The 20,781-nt window shown below is 41.4% G+C and carries 19 protein-coding genes; 5 read left to right on the forward strand and 14 right to left on the reverse strand.

Annotated features, from left to right (window positions below; translation table 11 throughout):
* The 5 genes from mnmG to GLP24_RS16855 all read right to left on the reverse strand — a co-directional run bounded on the left by mnmG (position 1) and on the right by GLP24_RS16855 (position 5,816).
* The gene (mnmG, locus tag GLP24_RS16835; RefSeq protein ID WP_101769699.1) at positions 1-1,890 is read right to left on the reverse strand and encodes a tRNA uridine-5-carboxymethylaminomethyl(34) synthesis enzyme MnmG; all 1,890 of its coding nucleotides are present in this window, start codon (positions 1,888-1,890) and stop codon (positions 1-3) included.
* Positions 1,891-2,316: 426 nt separating this feature from the next.
* Complete coding sequence (mioC, locus tag GLP24_RS16840) at positions 2,317-2,763, reverse strand: FMN-binding protein MioC (RefSeq protein ID WP_101769700.1); 447 nt, start codon at positions 2,761-2,763, stop codon at positions 2,317-2,319.
* Between the two features lie 353 nt (positions 2,764-3,116).
* A complete protein-coding gene (locus tag GLP24_RS16845; RefSeq protein WP_221944853.1) occupies positions 3,117-3,884 on the reverse strand; it encodes an ABC transporter ATP-binding protein in 768 nt (255 codons plus the stop codon).
* Positions 3,881-4,921, reverse strand: a complete 1,041-nt coding sequence (locus tag GLP24_RS16850) for a FecCD family ABC transporter permease (RefSeq protein ID WP_232584200.1) — start codon at positions 4,919-4,921, stop codon at positions 3,881-3,883. The genes GLP24_RS16845 and GLP24_RS16850 overlap by 4 nt, the downstream gene beginning before the upstream one ends.
* Positions 4,899-5,816 (reverse strand): ABC transporter substrate-binding protein, encoded by a 918-nt coding sequence (locus GLP24_RS16855; RefSeq protein ID WP_101769703.1) that lies wholly within the window; start codon positions 5,814-5,816, stop codon positions 4,899-4,901. The genes GLP24_RS16850 and GLP24_RS16855 overlap by 23 nt, the downstream gene beginning before the upstream one ends.
* 140 nt (positions 5,817-5,956) lie before the next feature.
* Between GLP24_RS16855 and GLP24_RS16860 the strand changes: the two genes are divergently transcribed.
* Positions 5,957-6,496, forward strand: a complete 540-nt coding sequence (locus GLP24_RS16860; RefSeq protein WP_101769704.1) for a cobalamin adenosyltransferase — start codon at positions 5,957-5,959, stop codon at positions 6,494-6,496.
* Positions 6,497-6,561: 65 nt separating this feature from the next.
* On the opposite strand, the gene mnmE is transcribed toward GLP24_RS16860, so the two are convergent.
* The 8 genes from mnmE to GLP24_RS16900 all read right to left on the reverse strand — a co-directional run bounded on the left by mnmE (position 6,562) and on the right by GLP24_RS16900 (position 12,844).
* Positions 6,562-7,929: a tRNA uridine-5-carboxymethylaminomethyl(34) synthesis GTPase MnmE gene (gene mnmE / locus GLP24_RS16865; RefSeq protein ID WP_152654205.1), complete on the reverse strand. Its 1,368-nt coding sequence runs from the start codon at positions 7,927-7,929 to the stop codon at positions 6,562-6,564.
* A gap of 116 nt (positions 7,930-8,045) precedes the next feature.
* Positions 8,046-9,686 carry a membrane protein insertase YidC gene (gene yidC, locus GLP24_RS16870; protein WP_101769706.1) on the reverse strand — a complete coding sequence of 547 codons (1,641 nt, stop codon included), beginning with the start codon at positions 9,684-9,686 and terminating at the stop codon, positions 8,046-8,048.
* A gap of 2 nt (positions 9,687-9,688) precedes the next feature.
* Positions 9,689-9,946 carry a membrane protein insertion efficiency factor YidD gene (gene yidD / locus GLP24_RS16875; protein WP_082056862.1) on the reverse strand — a complete coding sequence of 86 codons (258 nt, stop codon included), beginning with the start codon at positions 9,944-9,946 and terminating at the stop codon, positions 9,689-9,691.
* A complete protein-coding gene (rnpA, locus tag GLP24_RS16880) occupies positions 9,913-10,269 on the reverse strand; it encodes a ribonuclease P protein component (RefSeq protein WP_080159045.1) in 357 nt (118 codons plus the stop codon). The genes yidD and rnpA overlap by 34 nt, the downstream gene beginning before the upstream one ends.
* Before the next feature lie 15 nt (positions 10,270-10,284).
* Entirely contained in the window at positions 10,285-10,419 is a 135-nt protein-coding gene (gene rpmH, locus GLP24_RS16885) for a 50S ribosomal protein L34 (protein ID WP_045037224.1), read from the reverse strand.
* 186 nt (positions 10,420-10,605) lie between these two features.
* Complete coding sequence (locus GLP24_RS16890) at positions 10,606-11,340, reverse strand: amino acid ABC transporter ATP-binding protein (RefSeq protein WP_101769707.1); 735 nt, start codon at positions 11,338-11,340, stop codon at positions 10,606-10,608.
* A complete protein-coding gene (locus GLP24_RS16895; protein WP_152654206.1) occupies positions 11,337-12,008 on the reverse strand; it encodes an amino acid ABC transporter permease in 672 nt (223 codons plus the stop codon). Before GLP24_RS16895 ends, GLP24_RS16890 begins: the two co-directional genes overlap by 4 nt.
* 80 nt (positions 12,009-12,088) lie before the next feature.
* Positions 12,089-12,844 (reverse strand): amino acid ABC transporter substrate-binding protein, encoded by a 756-nt coding sequence (locus tag GLP24_RS16900; protein ID WP_101769709.1) that lies wholly within the window; start codon positions 12,842-12,844, stop codon positions 12,089-12,091.
* Positions 12,845-13,318: 474 nt separating this feature from the next.
* On the opposite strand from GLP24_RS16900, the gene dnaA reads away from it, so the two are divergent.
* Genes dnaA through gyrB form a run of 4 tightly spaced genes read left to right on the forward strand, consistent with a single transcriptional unit; the run spans position 13,319 to position 19,339 of the window.
* Positions 13,319-14,716, forward strand: a complete 1,398-nt coding sequence (gene dnaA / locus GLP24_RS16905) for a chromosomal replication initiator protein DnaA (protein ID WP_101769710.1) — start codon at positions 13,319-13,321, stop codon at positions 14,714-14,716.
* A gap of 1 nt (position 14,717) precedes the next feature.
* Positions 14,718-15,818 (forward strand): DNA polymerase III subunit beta, encoded by a 1,101-nt coding sequence (dnaN, locus tag GLP24_RS16910; RefSeq protein WP_101769711.1) that lies wholly within the window; start codon positions 14,718-14,720, stop codon positions 15,816-15,818.
* A gap of 2 nt (positions 15,819-15,820) precedes the next feature.
* The gene (recF, locus tag GLP24_RS16915) at positions 15,821-16,903 is read left to right on the forward strand and encodes a DNA replication/repair protein RecF (RefSeq protein ID WP_152654208.1); all 1,083 of its coding nucleotides are present in this window, start codon (positions 15,821-15,823) and stop codon (positions 16,901-16,903) included.
* Between the two features lie 15 nt (positions 16,904-16,918).
* Positions 16,919-19,339: a DNA topoisomerase (ATP-hydrolyzing) subunit B gene (gene gyrB / locus GLP24_RS16920; protein WP_232616292.1), complete on the forward strand. Its 2,421-nt coding sequence runs from the start codon at positions 16,919-16,921 to the stop codon at positions 19,337-19,339.
* A 101-nt stretch (positions 19,340-19,440) separates the two neighbouring features.
* Here gyrB and GLP24_RS16925 read toward each other — a convergent pair whose 3' ends face one another.
* Positions 19,441-20,691, reverse strand: coding sequence for a valine--pyruvate transaminase (locus GLP24_RS16925; protein WP_232616293.1), 1,251 nt, complete (start codon positions 20,689-20,691; stop codon positions 19,441-19,443).
* Positions 20,692-20,781: the final 90 nt, after the last annotated feature.

Here is a 20,781-nt window from a genome sequence, read left to right on the forward strand (position 1 = left end):
TTATTCGCCTTTTTTAAGCAAACCGTGTTTTTTCAAATATACCAATAGCAATGAGATTGCCGCAGGTGTAATACCTGAAATACGTGATGCCATACCCACCGATTCCGGTTTAGCATCATTCAGTTTGATGACCACTTCATTCGATAAGCCTTTCACTAACGAATAATCAAGATCAAACGGTAATTTAGTCGTTTCATGACGTAATGATTTTTCTACTTCATCATGTTGGCGATCAATATAACCTTGATATTTAATCTGCGTTTCAACTTGCTCACGCGCTTCGATGTCTTCGTGTGCTGGTGCAAACGTTTCGATCGTCGTTAATGATGCATAAGTTACTTCTGGGCGACGAAGAAGATCTTCACCATTTGCTTCACGCACGATCGGTGACTTAAGGATCTTATTTAAACTCTCAATGTGATCTGAATTTGGATTAACCCAAATATCTTTCAAACGTTGACGTTCTTGTTCCATATTTTCTAATTTTTGGTTAAAACGCGCCCAACGATCATCATCAACAAGTCCTAATTCACGTCCCATTGGCGTTAAACGTAAATCAGCATTATCTTCACGTAACAACAGGCGATATTCTGCGCGTGAAGTAAACATACGGTAGGGTTCTTTAGTACCGATGGTTGATAGATCATCAATCAATACGCCCATGTATGCTTGATCACGACGAGGACACCAGCCTTCTTTGTCTTGCGTTTGCAATGCTGCGTTCATACCCGCCATCAGGCCTTGAGCTGCCGCTTCTTCATAACCCGTTGTGCCGTTAATTTGGCCCGCAAAGAACAATCCATCAATGTGTTTATTTTCAAAGGTTTGTTTAAGATCGCGTGGGTCAAAGAAATCATACTCAATTGCATAACCAGGACGCATAATTGTGGCATTCTCAAAACCTTTCATTGAACGCACAATTTGGATTTGAACATCAAACGGTAAGCTTGTTGATATACCATTTGGATACAGTTCATTGGTGGTTAAGCCTTCAGGCTCAATGAAAATTTGGTGACTGTTTTTATCTGCAAAACGCATCACTTTATCTTCAATTGATGGGCAGTAGCGTGGGCCAATACCTTCAATTACACCGGCATACATTGGGCTACGATCAAGGTTATTACGAATAACCTCATGAGTACGCTCATTGGTGTAAGTAATAAAACATGGAATTTGACGAGGATGATCCGATTGTTTACCCATAAACGAGAATGTTGGGGTTGGATTATCACCATGTTGGGTTTCAAGCACGCTAAAATCGACACTACGCGCATCAATACGTGGCGGAGTCCCTGTTTTTAAACGATTAACGCGTAATGGAAGTTCTCGTAAACGATCCGCTAATGCAATCGATGCTGGATCACCAGTACGACCACCACTGTAGTTTTCTAAACCAATATGAATCTTACCGCCTAGGAATGTTCCTACGGTTAATACCACCGCTTTCGCGTGGAATTTTAAACCCATTTCAGTAACTACGCCTGTTGCGCGGTTGTTTTCAACAATCAAATCTGTCACAGCTTGTTGGAAAATCATTAAATTTGGCTGATTTTCTAATACATTACGTACTGCTGCTTTGTAAAGTGCACGGTCTGCTTGTGCACGGGTTGCCCGTACTGCTGGGCCTTTGGAAGAGTTGAGCGTACGGAATTGAATTCCGCCTTTATCGATAGCATGTGCCATCAAGCCACCAAGGGCGTCAACTTCTTTAACCAGGTGTCCTTTCCCGATCCCGCCGATAGCTGGGTTGCACGACATTTGGCCCAACGTATCGATATTATGGGTCAATAGTAAGGTTTTTTGTCCCATTCGGGCAGCTGCCAGTGCCGCTTCTGTACCGGCATGACCACCACCCACAACGATGACATCAAATTTTTCCTGGTAAAACATGGAACTTCCTCAGGTATTTAAATAGCCAGTGTGTTAACTAGAGCAAAGGGCGGACATTCTATCCTGTTTCTTGGCAAGAGAGAATCTTTCATCAAGATCATTTGATCACTGATTTACGTCGCTTAAATATATTTAAGATCTTTTTAAAGAGATCTTCTATTAGATCTACTATTAGGATCCACTGATCGTGTGGATAACCGATAAATGATCCTTATGATCATGCATTTAAGGACGATCATTTGCTGTGGAGTAGCTTGGATCTTCCAGAGGATAGGCTGGGATCAAAATGGCTACTTATGCACAGGGGCTTAGGAGGCCATAAGTTATTCAAGGGATAACTATGGGTTGATCACCGTTTAGATCTATAGTTATCCACAGATGAAAGTATTAAATAGGATTACTAATTGAGTAACTATTGAGCATTTTTTAATCATTAATTGAATGTTGCCACTCTTCAAACCATATTTCAGCGGCATCTTCAGGTACTGGTGTTATAGAAACATCAATATCAAGTCGTTCACCAAGTTGAGTTGCACCTAATGTGAGTAGTAGCGCTTGAATTTTTTTACCTGCAGCACAAAAAGTATCGTAGTTACTGTCCCCAAGCCCTATAACGGCGAATTTTAGCTGATTAAGAGTAGGTTTTTGATGGGTAAGCGCGTTAGCAAAGGCGACAAAGTTATCTGGATAATCACCGGCACCGTGAGTTGAGCAAATAATAAGCCAAATTGTGTCTTGGTTTAGTTGTGCTAACTGAGGTTGATTAGTGATATTTGCTTGATGACCTTGTGCTGTTAATAAATCAGCTAAATGATCGGCGACATATTCAGCACTACCAAGCGTGCTCCCAGTGATTAGGGTAATAGTTGACATAATTGGCCTCAGATTGGTGTTTGATGGGATCATTGTGATGAAACAGTGAATACCTAAATGAGATTGTACTGAGATCAAACCCTATAAAGATAGCTTTTATGGCATAACTCATGGCTTTTATTCACTAAAAATCGCTTTTTTTTATCCACTAACTAATGATGGGGATTAAAGAGGGAAAAAATGTGGGTATTTATACTAAAAAATGAAGGTTTAGAGTGGGTAAGAAGATCTTGGTGGTCGTTAATCATAAATGGAAGTCCATCTTAAATGATGATCTTACCCACATGATCCCCTTATTATTTACACAGGGTTATGATCTTCAATTATTTCGATCATAACCCTGATCAGGTTGATTAAATGATCTTATGTTGACGCGGCAAAATAATGATTTTTTGATTGTCTGGATGTTGAATAACACTAACATTATGATGATAAAGTTCAGTAATTTGATGTGGTGTTAATACTTTTTTAGGGCTATCAAAGGCAATTTGTTGACCGTGTTCAAGCAGTAATAAACGATCGCAAAATGTAATGGCAGTATTAAGGTTATGGATGGCAATCAGTGCACTTTTTCCTTGTTGGCAATGGTGACTAAGAATATTAAGTAATAGTGATTCATGGCCAATATCAAGGCTTGCTGTTGGTTCATCAAGTAGCATGATGGTGGCATTTTGAATTAATAATCGTGCAAAATGTACTCGTTGTTGCTCTCCACCTGAGAGTTGATTAATGGGGCGTTTTAATAATGGTGTTATTTCTAACTCACTAATAATATTGGTTATTTCTTGGTTTGATAACGATGTTGATTGATGATAACCATAATGAATAATATCTTGAACCAGAAATCCAAAGGCGGGTTCGGTGTGTTGGGGTAAATAACTTAAGTACTGTGCGCGCTGTTGATGACTGTAACTATTGAGGGGGCGTTCAAATAAAGAAATATTACCGCTATTAGGGGATATAAAACCGCTGAGGCATTTAAGTAAGGTACTTTTTCCTGCGCCGTTAGGACCAATAATACCGACGAGTTCTCCTGGATTAATGGCAAAGTTAATATTCTGCAATAATGGTTGTGATCCTTGGTAATAACTTAATTGGTTGATCACAAGTGGTGGGATCATGCTTGTAGGCCTTTATATTGGCTGCGTATTAGCAGAGCGATAAAATAGATCCCACCAATAATTGCAGTGATAATCCCTGTTTTTAATTCATTCGGTGCAATAACCGTTCGAGCAATAAGATCACATACAAGTAAGAACATAGCGCCAAATAATGCCGAAAAGGGTAATAAAATACGATTATTTGGTCCTACCAGTAACCGGGCTAAGTGCGGCACAATTAAACCAATAAAGCCGATTGGACCGGCAACAGCGATCGCCATCGCGGTAAGAAGGGTGGCTAGTAGTAATAATATTCGTCGGCTGTTGCGAACATTGATCCCCATTCCGTGGGCATTTTGTTCACCTAAAGCGAGTAAATTTAAGGTTTGACCATGGCGCAATAATATCCATGCTGCAATGATAATAATGGGGGTTGGCCATAATAATTGTTGCCATGTACGCCCATCTAAACCGCCCATGGTCCAGAATACAAACTCACTCACTTCATATTGCTGAGCAGTCAAAAGCACCCCCATAGTTAAGCCTCCCAATAAACTCGATACCGCCAATCCTGCGAGAATAATAAACAATCCATGTTGTTGAGTTTGACGGGCTATCAAATACACAATCGTGGCTGTTGTTAATGCGCCAATGGCAGTAACAAGAGGTAATAATGCGGGGTTGACGACGGTTAAACCACTGACTATTGCCACCACGGCAGCAAAACTACTGCCTGCACTAATGCCAAGGATATCTGGGCTTGCCAGAGGATTTCTAAATAAACCTTGAGTACAAGCACCCGCTAACGCTAACGCACTCCCTGCTAATATTGCCGCGCAAGCTCGTGGTAATCGAATCTGTAAAATAATGGCAGAAGCTAACGGATACTGCTGTTGTGCTAAGGCTTCTCCACCATGGATATAACTGACTAACATCGCAAAAATATCGTGAATGGGAATAGCGACTGAACCCAAGCTAAGATAAATCATTAGCAGTCCCAGTAACGCGATTAATGCTAACAATCCTTGGGCGGGTTTACTGTATTGATGAACTATCATGGGGTTGATAAACCTTATGATTAAGGTAGATGATCGCATCTGCAATATATTGGCTATCAGTTGAACGTAATGCGTGCGGTAAACTAATAATTTTTCGATCACGAATAGCGGTTAATGTTTGTAATGCGGGATCGTGTAATAACTGTTGTCTAAAGCCATCACTATCTGAGCCAGGAATAATAATTACATCAGGGTTAAGTGCTAACAGTTGCTCTTTAGCGATCGGGACTTGACCAAATTTATCGCCACTATTATACGCAATCACATTGTTGAGTTGTGCTTGGTTAATAATCGTATTAACGGTGGAATTATGGTTGCTGGATGCGCCCCATGGCGTGTATTCAATGGCTGTCAGTTGTTTTTCTGGAATAATAATTTGTTGTTTAAGTTTATCGTTCATTTTATCAACTAACGCGATTGCTGCTGTATTTTGATTAATGAGTTTGCCAACTAATAAAATATTTTTTTCAATATTCTTGAGGCTATAAACGGTTTTAATGACAAAAACGTTGATACCTGCAGCGCGCAACTGGGCTATTTTAGATCCATCACTCCAACTAGCGACAAATACTAAATCTGGGTGTTCAGCAATAATTTGTTCAACATTCAGGTCGCGTAATGGCAGGGTCGTTGGGATTTTATCGGCAATGATTGAATAAGTCGGGTCCTTACTTAAGCGACTTAAACTGGTGATGTTTTGTAATGGTAATAGCGCCATTAATACTTGATCACTGAACATGCTTTTAGAGTCAATGTGAGCGGGTATTTTCGTTAATGTCAGTGACTGCTGACTGGCATCGATGACGGTTATTGGATATGAGGTTTCGGCACTCAAACAGGCTGTACTGGTGCATAAGCAGCCTATAAAAAATAAGTTTTTAAGTCGTTGATACATAATTTTCCATATGCTGCTAATGGTAAGCTGGCATCATCTTTGGCAAGCAAATTTTGCGAACATAGTTAGTGATTTTTTGAGCGCTGTCAATGACCGTCTTCTGTTAGAATTGGGCTTATTTGTCGAGGAATAACAAAGCAATGGTATTAAAATTTTCAGGCGATATTGACGAGCTTGCTTATCCGTTTATTTTTGAAGATTCTTCTTTATGTGATTTTGAAATATTAACTGATGAATTATGTACTTATGTTGGATTGACTATTTCACAGTTAGCCGATGATGAAATACGCCAATCTTTATCATGGTTACAACCGCGTATTTTCAATCTTAATGGCTCTATTCGTGGTAAATGCGGTATTTTTGAGGCCGATATTATTAAACTTAAAGCGGATTATCATTATTTCCGTGCTCAAGTGACCGATAAGAATAAGCGCTTTGTGTTACCACGAGGGGTGGGGGCTGTGGTGCAATTACATCAATGTCGTAGTTTGTCCAAGAAAGTGGTTCGTCAATTAGTAAAAGTTGATGCAGAGGGGAAGAAGGTGCCTGAAACATTACCGCGATTTAGTAATTTATTGGTGAATTACTTTTTTGCTTTAACGCGAGTATTGAATCAGCATTCAGGTATTGAAGAACCTGAATATATCAGCATAAATTATCCTATGCCTAACGCTAAATAATAATAAAAAACGCCATATATCAAAGATGTATGGCGTTTTTTGTTACTAATGTATTGGGTTAGTATTTACTTACCAATACAGAACGAAGTAAAGATACGTCCGAGTAAATCATCCGATGTAAACTCACCAGTGATCTCACTTAAGTGCTGTTGAGCTAAACGTAATTCTTCAGCCAGAATCTCGCCTGCCATAAAGCCTTCTAATTGCTCTTTACCGATCACTAAATGTTCGGCGGCACGCTCAAGAGCATCTAAGTGACGACGACGCGCCATAAAGCCGCCTTCAGTCGTACCAGCAAATCCCATACATTGCTTTAGATGTTCGCGTAAGTCGTCCACACCGTCGCCTGTGCGCGCGGAAAGGCGAATAACCGTTGAACCGTTGGTTTCACTCATTCCCGTGACTTCACCGGTTAGTTCGGCTTTATTGCGAATAACGGTTAAACCCATATTTGTTGGTAAGCGTTCAATAAAGTCAGGCCAGATATCTTTGGGATCGGTAGCATCAGTGGTGGTGCTATCAACCATGAATAACACCCGATCAGCATGTTCAATTTCAGCCCAAGCACGTTCAATACCAATGCGCTCGACTTCATCCGTGGCTTCACGTAAACCTGCGGTATCAATAATGTGTAATGGCATTCCATCAATGTGGATATGTTCACGTAATACATCACGCGTTGTACCTGCAATATCGGTCACAATCGCACTGTCTTTACCTGATAAGGCATTTAATAGGCTCGATTTACCGGCGTTAGGGCGGCCAGCAATAACGACTTTCATGCCTTCACGTATGATAGCGCCTTGGTTGGCTTGTTTACGTACTTCTGCAAGATGATCCATGATGCGATTGAGATCACCACTGACTTTACCGTCAGAGAGAAAGTCTATTTCTTCTTCAGGGAAGTCAATCGCAGCTTCAACATAGATGCGTAAATGAATTAATGCTTCGACTAATTCATGGATCTTGTTTGAGAACACACCTTGTAGTGATTTAAAGGCACTTTTAGCGGCTTCTTCTGAGCTAGCATCGATTAAATCGGCAATGGCTTCAGCTTGGGCTAAATCAAGTTTGTCGTTCATAAAGGCGCGTTCAGAGAACTCACCCGGACGTGCTGGACGAATACCATCAATATTAAGAATGCGACGGATCATCATATCCATTAATACTGGGCCACCGTGGCCTTGTAGTTCTAATACATCTTCGCCCGTGAACGAGTTTGGACCTTTAAAAAATATCGCGATCCCTTGGTCAAGGGCGGTACCATCTTCATTTTTAAATGGCAGATACTCAGCGTAACGGGTTTTTAATTCACGACCAGCAACGGCAAGGGCTACTTCTTTCGCTTTAGGACCTGAAACGCGAATGATGCCGACGCCGCCACGGCCCGGTGGTGTTGCTTGTGCAACGATAGTATCGATATGTTGATTCATAACCTTGGCTTTGCTTAAAAATGACTTGATGATTGTAAACCACAGAGCGGGTTTACGCCTAATCGGCCCCATAAAAAAAGGCGACCCTAAGGTCGCCTCTTATTCACAGATACCGCTTATTTAGCTTTGCTGTGTAAACCTTTTTTCTCCAACGCGCGGAAAATAATGGTTTGTTGAATTAGAGTCACAAAGTTTGACACTAACCAGTACAGTACTAAGCCTGAAGGGAACCATAGGAAGAAGAAAGTAAACATAACCGGCATAAAGGTCATGATTTTCTGCTGCATAGGATCCGTTACAGTTGATGGGCTGTTCTTCTGGATAAGGAACATTGATACGCCCATTAGGACTGGCAAGATGTAGTACGGGTCTTGTGCAGATAGATCCGTAATCCAACCGAAGAATGGCGCATGACGCAATTCAACTGATCCCATTAGTGCCCAGTATAGCGCGATGAAAATTGGCATCTGTAGCATGATAGGTAAACAACCACCGAGTGGGTTTACTTTTTCTTTTTTGTACAGTTCCATCATTTCTTGGCTTTGACGTTGACGGTCATCACCTAAACGCTCACGCATTGCCTGAATCTTAGGCTGTAGCATGCGCATTTTAGCCATTGAGGTGTACTGTGCTTTTGTTAGTGGGTACATAGCACCACGAACAATTAGCGTTAGGATGATGATTGCTACACCCCAGTTGCCTACCATGCTGTGAATGAAAGAAAGTAATTTATGCAATGGACTTGCAATGAACCATAACCAACCGTAATCAACCGTTAGGTTTAGGTTAGTGGCTGTTGCTGCCATTTCTTTTTGCAACTTAGGACCAAGCCATAATGTTGCTTTGATTTCTTTTGTTTGACCAGCAGCCACAGTTTCTAACGGCATACGTACGCCGATATAGCCTATACCATTGTTATCGCTGCTGTAGAGTTGAGATGTTTGGTCTTTGCCATCACGAGGGATCCATGCTGATACGAAGTAGTTCTCCATAATCGCAACCCAACCGTCATTTGCTGACTGGTTAAGGTTCTTCTCTTTGATGTCATCAAAACTGTATTTTTTGTATTTAGTATCGTTAGCTGAATATGCGGCACCGTTGTAGGTGTGCATTGCCATACCTTTAATACCGCCGCCAGTTTTACTTGCTAGACGGTGACGCAGCTGCGCGTACATTTGTACCGTTGCTGGTTTGTCAGTTTTGTTGTCGATTGTGTAATCAACATTAACTGCATAATCGTTGCGTGTGAAAACGAATGTTTTGATGTAGCTAATGCCATCTTTAGTGAATGTCATTGGTACACGCAGTTCGTTTTGATCTGCTGCCATCACAAAGCTTTTCGCGGTCACAGCGTATTGTGCGCGGCCATGTGCTGGTGAATCAGAACCATTTGCTCCAATTAAGCCTGATTGCGCGACATAATCACGGCCATCAGCATCACTTAATAAAACATATGGGTCTTTAGAATCTAGGGTGTTGTCGTATTTAAGTAGTTTTGCATTGATAACATCACCACCAAGCGTATCGACTGTTAATTCCAGTACATCCGTTTTAATGGTAATTAAATTAGTTGAGGTTTTCTGGTCAATCAGTGGTTGATTATCACTTGAATGTGATGGAATACCACTGTTGTTATTGACTTGTTGCTCTACACCCTGCTTCGTTGGTTGCGGGTTTTTGTCGCCATGCCATTGCTGAAATAGCAAGAATGAGACAAACAGTAGGGCAATTAACAGAATATTACGTTGGGAACCCATGGTTAATGTTCTCTGTCGTTATGCTTGGTTGGCGGAACGGGGTCGTAACCACCGTCATTTAAAGGGTGACATCTTAATAGACGTTTCGCCGCTAACCAACAACCTTTTCGCGCTCCATGCGTTTTTACAGCTTCGATCGCATATTGAGAACATGTAGGGGTGAACCGACAGCGTGGTCCAAGAAGAGGACTGATTGCCAGTTGGTAAAAGCGGACTAGTCTTACGACTAGCCACGCGACGGGCGAGACAGGCGATGCCATAACTTATCTAACAACGTAAATAGTTCTTCGTTACTCAACCCATTGGCTGATTTCTTTGCGATGACTACGAAGTCACAGGCTGGAAGCTGATGTTGTTTTAAACGGAAACTTTCGCGAACAACGCGTTTGAAACGGTTTCTGTCGACAGCAGTTTTAATCTGTTTTTTTGGAACAGCCAGACCGAGACGGGGGTGGTCAAGTTCGTTAGAACGGGCAAGAATAGTCAAGTGGGGAGAGCCAGCACGATGAGCTTGCTGGAAGACAGTTTTATAATGTTCGGGAGTTAACAAACGTAACTCCCGAGAAAAAGCGAACTTATTCAAAATAATCGTCGATGATTACTTAGAAAGACGCTTACGGCCTTTAGCGCGACGTGCATTAATTGTTGCACGACCGTTCTTAGTTGCCATGCGAGCACGGAAGCCGTGATTACGCTTACGCTTAAGAACAGAAGGTTGGAATGTGCGTTTCATGGTTTTACCTTAAATTAACTGATCAGTTTTTAAGTTTGTTAGACGTAATTGGCCATAATTGGTCAATTACCACGAACAAAGAGGCGGAATTGTAATCACTGACTAACAAAGAGTCAATAATTATACCCACATCTAATGACGGGCGCTGCATTATACGTTTTACAGCGCGAAATTCAAGGATCCTTATTAGATCCCTATTTGAGTCAAAAAAGCCTTCAATCGCGGATCGTTAGGGTGATTAAAGATCTGCTCTGGTGGCCCTTGCTCTACAAATTGACCGTCGGCCATAAAGATCACTCTATCGGCGACTTCACGCGCAAATTGTAACTCATGAGTGACGATCAACATTGTTTGTTGTTGTGCTGCCAATTTTTTTATTAAGTTTAGCACTTCATTGACCCACAACGGGTCGAGTGCTGATGTGGGTTCATCAAGTAATAGTAGCTCAGCATCTAATGCCATTGCTCGGCCGATACCTACTCGTTGTTGCTGACCGCCAGAGAGGGCGGCGGGGTAGCTATTGGCTTTATCAGCCAAGCCAATATCGGTTAAAATATTCAGTGCGCGTTGTTGCGCTTGTTGTTTGTCGAGGCCTTTAACGATGCGTAAACCTTCACTGATATTTTGTTGCGCAGTAAGGTGATTAAATAACGCGTAGTTTTGAAAAACAAATCCGGTTTGGCGTCGAAGCGCTAAAATGTCACTTTTTTTAGGTTGCAGGCAGTCAACTTTCGCATCGTTAATGGTAATGGTGCCACTATTGGCACTTTCAAGATAATTAATACAACGTAAAAATGTTGATTTCCCTGTGCCTGATGGGCCAATAATCGCCACAATTTCACCTTGCTTTATGGTGAGATCAATATCGCTAAAAATGGTCTGTTCGCCAAAACGTTTAGTGAGTTTATTTATAGTAATCATCGTACGTAAGCCCTATCTAAGCGTGTTTCAGCTAATTGTTGTAAGCGAGTAAGCACTATCACTACACCCCAATATATAATAGCAACAGCAAGAAAAGCCTCAAAGAATTTAAAGCTAGATGATGCTTCCATTTGGGCTTTTGCCATAATTTCAGGTACACCGAGTGTAAAGGCCAACGATGTTGATTTGATCATATCAATGAAATAGTTCATTAACGAAGGTAAAGCGATACGACTTGCTTGCGGTAAAATAATTCGCCACATAGTTTGTGATTCTGTCATGCCTATCGAAAGGCTGGCTTCACGTTGACTACGATCAACACCCAGAATGGCGGCACGAATACTTTCTGCCATGTAAGCGGCAAAGTGGAGACTAAGACCAATAACAGCGGCATTAAATGCATCTAATCCGACTAAACTTGGCAGTACTTGCGGTAAGCCGTAATACAATAAAAATAGTTGCACTAAGAGTGGGGTGCCGCGGAAAAAGCTGATGTAAAGTTGAATTAGAGGGTTGAGTAACGGCAGCTTATAAATACGAATTAAAGCAATAATTAAACCGAGTAAAAGCGCAAAAATGGCACCAATAGAGGCCATGAGTAATGTCGTTGGCAGGTATTTCAACAAAATAGGAATCAACGACAACATATAATCAAAATCAAAACCCATAATGGTGATCCGTTATTCTAGCTGTGTAAGCGATATAAATAAATTCACCACCGCAAGGGTTGCGATGGTGAAAACGTTAATTATTGAGTGATATCAGTATGGAACCATTTGTTTGATATTGCTGCGAGCGTACCGTCTTTACGCATTGCGACTAAGGCTTGATTTACTTGTTGTTGGAGTAATTTACCTTTGGCGTTATTTAAAAATGGCCATGCACTTTCAACGGTCGCAAATGGTTTGCCTGCAAGTTGTAATGGTAAGTGTTTAGTATTAATAACTGCAACTGACGATAAACGATCCATCACAAAAGCATCGGTACGTCCTAAAGCGACATCTTGTTCAATACCACTGTCATAGGTTTTGATATTAATTTTATCGGCATTAGGCAGATTACGTAACAGTTGTGCATAGTTTGAACCGAGATTTACACCCACCGTTTTACCGTCTAAGTCAGCCGTTGAGTGGATGGTGTTATTGCCTTTACGAACAACTAATTGTGCACCGTCAATAACATAAGGCTGACTAAATAAAAATTTGGCTTGGCGGGCTGGGGTGATGGCAATTTGATTTGAAATGGTATCAATACGACCCGTTTCTAATTGACCAAATAAACCAGAAAAGCTGGCGGTAACAAACTCAACGTTATAATCATTATGTTTACCGATCGCATTCCAAAGATCAACTTCAAACCCTTGTAGCTTATCTTTACTTACAAAAGTAAACGGGAAATAACGACCAGACATTCCCACTTTGACGGTGGTAGCTGCCATGACACTGGCGGTTGTACTCGCAAATAATGTACCTGCGATCACTAATGTTTTTATCCAGTTTTTCATTCGGTATTTTCCTTACCTTTATAGGGCTTTATTTGGTGAAACCATCCTACCTCGATATTTAATCATAAAGATAATAATTAACAGTTATTTGAAATAACCATTTGTTTGGCTAGCGGCATATTGCGGCTTAATATCATGCCTTTTAAGGCATAGAAAAAACGGTGATTGTTATAAAAGGTTACCCACAGCGTGAGGTTTTCCCTGTGGATGATAATGGATGGCGATTTAATGGTCATTATTAAGTAAAAACAGCATTAAACGGGGAATGAAAGACTTATATTTGTGGTAGCTGTGTTAATATAGTTGTGGGTAAAGGTGGGTTAAATTGTGCTGATCTTGCATTTTATTGTGGGATCTATGTGCATAAGTTCGATCTTATTCACTGGATCTGCGATCTCTTTACTGGTGATCCTTGTTCAGCGAGTATAAAATTATCTTCCTTTTATGTTTTGTTTATTCAGTGTGGAGTCTACCTTGTCATCTTCGCTATGGTTGCAGTGCCTTCAACGCCTTCAGGAAGAACTCCCTGCGACAGAATTCAGCATGTGGCTGCGTCCGCTTCAGGCTGAGTTAAATGATCATACATTGACATTATTTGCTCCTAATCGATTTGTGCTTGATTGGGTACGTGATAAATATCTCAATAATATCAATCGTCTACTTAATGAATTTTGTGGTACTGATACACCGAGCCTGCATTTTGAGGTCGGTAGTAAACGCATTGTTATACCACCGCAACCTCTTGCACCACCTGTTTTTACGTTGCCACAATCAAGACCTCGCGTAGAGCCTGAGCCCATGCGCTATGAGCCAGCACCTTCTCCGGTACAAACAGAATCACCTGGTGGTTATCGCTCTAATGTAAACCCTAAACATAATTTTAATAATTTTGTTGAAGGTAAATCAAATCAATTAGGTCTTGCTGCTTGTCGTCAGGTATCAGATAACCCTGGCGCTGCTTATAATCCGTTATTTTTATATGGCGGTACTGGTTTAGGCAAAACACACTTATTGCACGCCGTCGGTAACGCGATTGCTAAACGAAAGCCAAACGCCAAAGTGGTTTACATGCACTCTGAACGTTTTGTGCAAGATATGGTGAAAGCGCTACAAAATAATGCCATCGAAGAATTTAAGCGTTATTACCGCAGTGTTGACGCATTATTGATTGATGACATTCAATTCTTTGCCAATAAAGAACGCTCTCAAGAAGAATTTTTTCATACCTTCAATGCATTGTTAGAAGGTAATCAACAAATTATTTTGACCTCAGATCGTTATCCGCGTGAAATTAATGGGGTTGAAGATCGCTTAAAATCTCGTTTTGGTTGGGGACTAACCGTCGCCATTGAGCCACCAGAACTAGAAACCCGCGTCGCTATTTTAATGAAGAAAGCCGAAGATCATAATATTCGTCTGGCAGATGAAGTGGCATTCTTTATTGCGAAGCGGTTACGTTCCAATGTCCGTGAATTAGAAGGTGCGTTGAATCGTGTGATTGCTAATGCTAACTTTACTGGTCGTGCGATCACGATTGATTTTGTACGTGAAGCGTTACGTGATTTATTAGCACTACAAGAAAAGTTGGTGACGATTGATAATATTCAGAAAACAGTTGCTGAATATTATAAAATAAAGATGGCTGATATGTTGTCTAAGCGTCGCTCACGTAGTGTTGCTCGTCCGCGTCAAATGGCAATGGCATTGGCTAAAGAACTGACAAACCACAGTCTTCCTGAGATTGGCGATGCCTTTGGTGGTCGCGATCATACTACCGTGCTCCATGCTTGTCGTAAGATTGAGCAGTTACGTGAAGAAAGCCACGATATTAAAGAAGATTATTCAAACCTAATTAGAACGTTGTCGTCTTAATATGAAATTTACTGTTGAACGTGAACATTTATTAAAACCTTTGCAGCAGGTGACTGGTGCATTAGGTGGTCGCCCATCATTACCCATTTTAGGTAACATTTTACTGCAAGTTGAGAATGGCTGCTTGTCGATGACGGGTACCGATCTTGAAGTCGAGTTAATTGCTAAAGTTGCATTAGAGGGCGATTTCGAAGCGGGTGCTGTTACGGTACCATCACGTAAATTTTTAGATATTTGTCGTGGTTTGCCTGATAGCGCAACTATCGCGGTTATCTATGAAGGTGATCGAGTGTTAATCCGCTCTGGTCGTAGTCGCTACACACTAACGACATTGCCTGCGGCTGATTTTCCTAATATTGAAGATTGGCAAAGTGAAGTTGAATTTACCATTGAACAAGGTCGTATGCGTCAGTTGATTGATAGCACTCAGTTTTCAATGGCAAACCAAGATGTGCGTTATTACCTTAATGGAATGTTGTTCGAAACCGATAGCCAACATTTACGTTCGGTAGCAACAGATGGCCACCGTATGGCTGTTTGTGCGATTGATACGGGTCATGATTTACCGACTAAACAAATTATAGTACCGCGTAAAGGGGTATTAGAATTAGTACGGTTGTTTGATAACCCTGAAGCCTTGGTTAATATTCAGATTGGTCATTCAAATTTACGTGCTACCGTTGGTAACTTTGTGTTTACCTCTAAGCTTGTTGATGGTCGTTTCCCTGATTACCGTCGTGTAATGCCACAAAATAGCACTAAGTTTGTTGAAGCAAACTGCGATGAGATGCGTAAAGCATTTGCGCGAGCGGCTATTTTATCTAATGAGAAATTCCGTGGTGTTAGAGTCGGTTTATCAAATGGTGAAATGCGCATTACAGCCAATAACCCTGAACAAGAAGAAGCAGAAGAGTTTCTTGATGTTGATTACGAGGGTGATAGCTTAGAAATTGGTTTTAATGTTAGCTATGTGCTTGATGTATTGAACACGCTAAAGTGTGATCAAGTACGATTGTCGTTATCAGATGCCAATGCACCGTCATTAATTGAAGATGCAACTAATGATGAAGCCATGTATGTAGTAATGCCAATTAGATTGTAATTATGGCACTTACTCGGTTATTGGTGCAGGATTTTCGCAATATTGCTAAGTGTGATATTGCGTTAGCCAGTGGTTTTAATTTTTTAGTTGGCGCTAATGGCAGCGGTAAAACCAGTGTCCTTGAAGCGATTCATTATTTAGGGCATGGCCGTTCTTTTCGTAGCCATTTAACCAGTCGCGTTATTCGCCATGAACAACAACAATTGTTTATTCATGGTCGAGTTACTGATAACAATAACCTTACTTTACCGTTGGGGATCAGTAAGCAGCGTGATGGTACGACTGAAGTTAAAATTGGTGGTGAAAGTAATCAAAAGTTAGCTCAGTTAGCCCAGATTTTACCGTTACAGTTAATTACCCCTGAAGGGTTTGATTTATTGATCGGTGGACCTAAATTTCGACGGTCTTTTATTGACTGGGGTGTGTTTCATGTTGAACCAAAGTTCTATAATGCATGGAGCCGCTTAAAACGACTGACTAAACAACGCAATGCATTATTAAAGCAGGCACGTAGCTACCGTGAACTCAGTTATTGGGATCAAGAGCTGGCGTTACTTGCTGAACAAATAAGTATATGGCGTCAAGAATACATTACAGCCGTTAAGATTAAAGCGGCTGAAATATGTCAGGTATTCTTACCTGAATTTGAAATCCAGCTCGGTTTTTATCGTGGCTGGGAAAAAGAAACACCGTATGCTGAGCTGCTGCAACGTAATTTTGAACGTGACTGTCAGCTTGGCTATACCGTAAGTGGGCCGCATAAGGCTGATTTACGGATCAAAGTTGCTGGAATACCGGTTGAGGACGTATTGTCCCGCGGTCAGCTAAAGTTAATGGTGTGTGCGTTGCGTTTAGCGCAAGGTTTACATCTGACTGAGGCCACCGGCAAACAGTGTATTTACCTAATTGATGATTTTGCTTCCGAATTGGATAGCCATAGGCGAGCGTTGCTTGCGCAGCGATTAAAGGAAACTAACGCCCAAGTATTCATTAGTGCTATCAGTCGCGAACAAGTGGTTGATATGCTTGATGATAATGGTAGGTTGTTCATGGTCGAAGACGGCAAGATAACGCAGGATAATTAAAGCGAGAGTAACTCAATGTCCAATAATTACGATTCATCAAGCATTAAGGTGCTTAAAGGCCTCGATGCGGTACGTAAGCGCCCAGGAATGTACATCGGTGATACTGATGATGGTACTGGCTTGCACCACATGGTTTTTGAGGTTGTCGATAACTCTATCGATGAAGCTCTTGCTGGTTACTGTGAAGATATCATTGTTACGATTCACGAAGATGGTTCGGTTTCAGTAAGCGATGATGGTCGTGGTATTCCGACTGAACTTCACGAAGAAGAAGGTGTGTCTGCGGCGGAAGTTATCATGACCGTCCTTCACGCCGGTGGTAAATTCGATGATAATTCTTACAAAGTGTCTGGCGGCCTCCATGGCGTAGGTGTTTCGGTTGTAAACGCCTTGTCTGAAAAAGTTGAGCTAACCATTAGCCGTAAAGGCCATGTCCATCAGCAAACGTATTGTCATGGCGTGCCTCAAGCACCGATTGCAATTGTTGGTGATACTGAGAAAACTGGTACCCGTTTACGTTTCTGGCCAAGTGAAGAAACATTTACTACCAACCTTGAGTTTCATTACGACATATTAGCAAAACGTCTACGTGAATTGTCATTCTTAAATTCTGTCGTATCAATTCGATTGATCGATGAACGCGAAGAAGGCAAGCAAGACCACTTTACCTATGAAGGTGGTATTCGTGCATTTGTTGAGCACTTAAACCGTAATAAAACCCCGATTCACCAGAAAGTATTCCATTTTGAGAGTGAACGTGAAGATGGCATTACTGTTGAAGTGGCAATGCAGTGGAATGATGGCTTCCAAGAAGGCGTTTATTGTTTCACTAACAACATTCCACAACGAGATGGTGGTACGCACTTAGCTGGTTTCCGTGGTGCATTGACTCGTACTTTAAATACCTTTATGGATAAAGAAGGTTATTCAAAGAAAGCGAAAGCAGCGACCTCTGGTGATGATGCACGTGAAGGTCTGATTGCGGTTGTTTCTGTTAAAGTACCTGATCCTAAGTTCTCTAGCCAAACTAAAGATAAACTGGTTTCAAGCGAAGTGAAAACCGCGGTTGAATCAGCAATGAACGAGAAGTTTGCTGAGTTCTTATTAGAAAATCCATCAGATGCTAAAATCATTTGTGGTAAAATTATTGATGCCTCTCGTGCTCGTGAAGCGGCGCGTAAAGCGCGTGAAATGACACGTCGTAAAGGTGCATTAGATTTAGCGGGTCTTCCAGGTAAACTTGCCGATTGTCAGGAAAAAGATCCTGCACTGTCTGAACTTTACATTGTGGAAGGGGACTCTGCGGGCGGTTCAGCCAAGCAGGGACGTAACCGTAAAAATCAGGCAATCCTACCGCTTAAAGGTAAGATCCTAAACGTTGAAAAAGCGCGTTTCGACAAGATGCTATCTTCACAAGAAGTAGCAACGCTTATTACCGCAATGGGCTGTGGTATTGGTCGTGACGAATACAACCCGGATAAGCTTCGTTACCATAACATCATCATCATGACCGATGCCGATGTCGATGGTTCGCACATTCGTACGTTATTATTGACCTTCTTCTACCGTCAAATGCCTGAGCTTATTGAGCGTGGTCATATTTATATTGCTCAGCCACCACTTTACAAAGTGAAGAAAGGTAAGCAAGAGCAATACATCAAAGATGACGAAGAGATGAACCAATACCAAACAGCGTTAGCATTAGATAATGCATCACTGTTTGCAAATGATGGTGCACCTGCAATGACAGGTACTGCACTTGAAGGTTTGGTGACTCAGTACAATGGCGCAATGAAACTGATTGAGCGTATGAGCCGTCGTTACCCTGTGTTATTACTCAATGAGTTGGTTTATCAACCGCGTTTAAGCACAGCAATGCTAGCAGAAAGTGCGCAAGTTGAAGCATGGCTAACACAGATCATTGCAGCGCTAAATGCCAAGCAAACAGGTGAAAGCCAGTTTACGTTTGAAATTTTACGCGATGAAGAGAATAACGTCTTCTTGCCTAAGGTTGTGGTTCGTACACACGGTGTTGACCATGAATATCCATTAAGCTTTGATTTACTTAATTCAAAAGAATACGGTAAGTTGGCTGATTTGTCTGAAGCATTAGACGGTCTATTGGATGAAACTGCTTTTGTTCAGCGTGGTGAGCGTAAGCAACCTATCGAAAGTTTCAAAGAAGCATTAGAGTGGCTTAATAAAGAATCACGTCGTGGTCTTTCTTTACAACGTTATAAAGGTCTGGGCGAAATGAACCCTAACCAGTTGTGGGAAACAACGATGGATCCTGAAGCTCGTCGTATGCTACAAGTTACTATTCATGATGCTGTTGCGGCAGATGAGTTGTTTACCTGTTTGATGGGTGATCAAGTAGAACCGCGTCGTAACTTCATTGAAGAGAACGCATTAAAAGTGGCTAACCTTGACGTCTAGTTTGTCATTAGATTAATACTTATAAAAACGCCGCTATCATTAGCGGCGTTTTTTTATGTGGCGATTTTATTCAGTAGACTAGAGGGGAGGGTAGAATTGGGCTAACCCATGGCATAAGCTCGAGTGATTTCTTCCGCAATAATTTTAATTCCTCGCTCCATTTGTTCATCACTTTGAACGTAGTTCATGCGTATACATTGCTGACTGTGTTGCCATGGTTGTTCTAAACCAATAAAGAAATATTCACCCGGAACAATCAATACTCCGCGCGTTTTTAAACGTTGATAAAGTTCTTTGGTGGCGATTGGTAACGCATCACACCACAACCATAAAAATATAGCGCCTTCTGGCTTATGAATTCGAAACCGTGGATCGGTAATATAATGCTGTAATCGGCTCACGGCATATTGTGCTTTACGTTGATAAAACGGTCGAATAACGTCATGACTTAATCGCAATAAATCATTACGCGCGATAAGCTTATCGGCAATTGTAGGACCTAAACTGCCCGGTGCAAGATTGATAATACCGTTGATATTGGTTAACGCAGTAATAATGTCGTCATTGGCAATTACAATTCCACAGCGAATGCCCGGCAAGCCAAGTTTGGATAAGCTCATACATAAAATAGTATTACTGTTCCAAAATGGGGTTACGTCCGCAAAGATAATATCAGGAAAAGGCATGCCATAAGCATTATCGATAATGAGTGGGATATTGTGTGCTTGGGCGAGAGTGTCGAGTTGCTTAACCTCATTATCAGTCAGTACGTTTCCTGTCGGATTGGTGGGGCGAGAAGCACAAATTGCACCAATGCTGTCATCAATAACCAACTTACTAAAATCAATATGGTATTTAAATAAACCATTATTCAATAAGCTGATCGTCGGTTGATAAGAGACAAACATATTCTTATCAAGTCCTGCATCGGCATAGCCAATATATTCAGGTGACAGCGGCAAGAGGATTCTTTTATGAGAACCATCTTGGCATTTACCGGCTAATAAATTAAACAAATTAAAGAAGGCACTTTGACTGCCGTTGGTGAGGGTGATGTTTTTACTGCTGATGTCCCAACCATAATGTTGTTTAAGTAAGGTCGCAAGGGCGCTAATAAATCGGTCTTTTCCCTGAGGACCATCATAGTTGGTGACCGACGCGGTTAATTCACCAGTGGCAGCCATTTCAACCAGTAACTGATTAAAATAATCGACCATCGCAGGTATTTGAGCTGGATTACCACCCCCGAGCATGATCGCATCAGGGTTGGTTAAACCATCATTTAAATCGTGCATTAATTGCGTAATGCCTGAATCACCAGCGAACTTATCGCCAAAGCTAGAAAATTCCATGGTGCTATCGACCTCTATATCAGTGCAGGGTTACGTGCTTGCGATGCCCGTTATATGATGGGCGATGGATCAAAGTACCTGATTGTCACC

It is taken from the genome of Photobacterium carnosum, assembly GCF_021236965.1.
GTDB lineage: Bacteria > Pseudomonadota > Gammaproteobacteria > Enterobacterales > Vibrionaceae > Photobacterium > Photobacterium carnosum.

Coding starts and splice junctions, on each gene's coding strand:
- yidC (WP_101769706.1), bottom strand. CDS start 9,686: ATGGGTTCCCAACGTAATATTCTGTTAATTGCCCTACTGTTTGTCTCA.
- GLP24_RS16850 (WP_232584200.1), bottom strand. CDS start 4,921: ATGATAGTTCATCAATACAGTAAACCCGCCCAAGGATTGTTAGCATTA.
- dnaN (WP_101769711.1), top strand. CDS start 14,718: ATGAAATTTACTGTTGAACGTGAACATTTATTAAAACCTTTGCAGCAG.
- rpmH (WP_045037224.1), bottom strand. CDS start 10,419: ATGAAACGCACATTCCAACCTTCTGTTCTTAAGCGTAAGCGTAATCAC.
- GLP24_RS16845 (WP_221944853.1), bottom strand. CDS start 3,884: ATGATCCCACCACTTGTGATCAACCAATTAAGTTATTACCAAGGATCA.
- GLP24_RS16890 (WP_101769707.1), bottom strand. CDS start 11,340: ATGATTACTATAAATAAACTCACTAAACGTTTTGGCGAACAGACCATT.
- GLP24_RS16925 (WP_232616293.1), bottom strand. CDS start 20,691: ATGGAATTTTCTAGCTTTGGCGATAAGTTCGCTGGTGATTCAGGCATT.
- mioC (WP_101769700.1), bottom strand. CDS start 2,763: ATGTCAACTATTACCCTAATCACTGGGAGCACGCTTGGTAGTGCTGAA.
- GLP24_RS16900 (WP_101769709.1), bottom strand. CDS start 12,844: ATGAAAAACTGGATAAAAACATTAGTGATCGCAGGTACATTATTTGCG.
- mnmE (WP_152654205.1), bottom strand. CDS start 7,929: ATGAATCAACATATCGATACTATCGTTGCACAAGCAACACCACCGGGC.
- GLP24_RS16855 (WP_101769703.1), bottom strand. CDS start 5,816: ATGTATCAACGACTTAAAAACTTATTTTTTATAGGCTGCTTATGCACC.
- mnmG (WP_101769699.1), bottom strand. CDS start 1,890: ATGTTTTACCAGGAAAAATTTGATGTCATCGTTGTGGGTGGTGGTCAT.
- gyrB (WP_232616292.1), top strand. CDS start 16,919: ATGTCCAATAATTACGATTCATCAAGCATTAAGGTGCTTAAAGGCCTC.
- recF (WP_152654208.1), top strand. CDS start 15,821: ATGGCACTTACTCGGTTATTGGTGCAGGATTTTCGCAATATTGCTAAG.
- yidD (WP_082056862.1), bottom strand. CDS start 9,946: ATGGCATCGCCTGTCTCGCCCGTCGCGTGGCTAGTCGTAAGACTAGTC.
- GLP24_RS16895 (WP_152654206.1), bottom strand. CDS start 12,008: ATGGGTTTTGATTTTGATTATATGTTGTCGTTGATTCCTATTTTGTTG.
- GLP24_RS16860 (WP_101769704.1), top strand. CDS start 5,957: ATGGTATTAAAATTTTCAGGCGATATTGACGAGCTTGCTTATCCGTTT.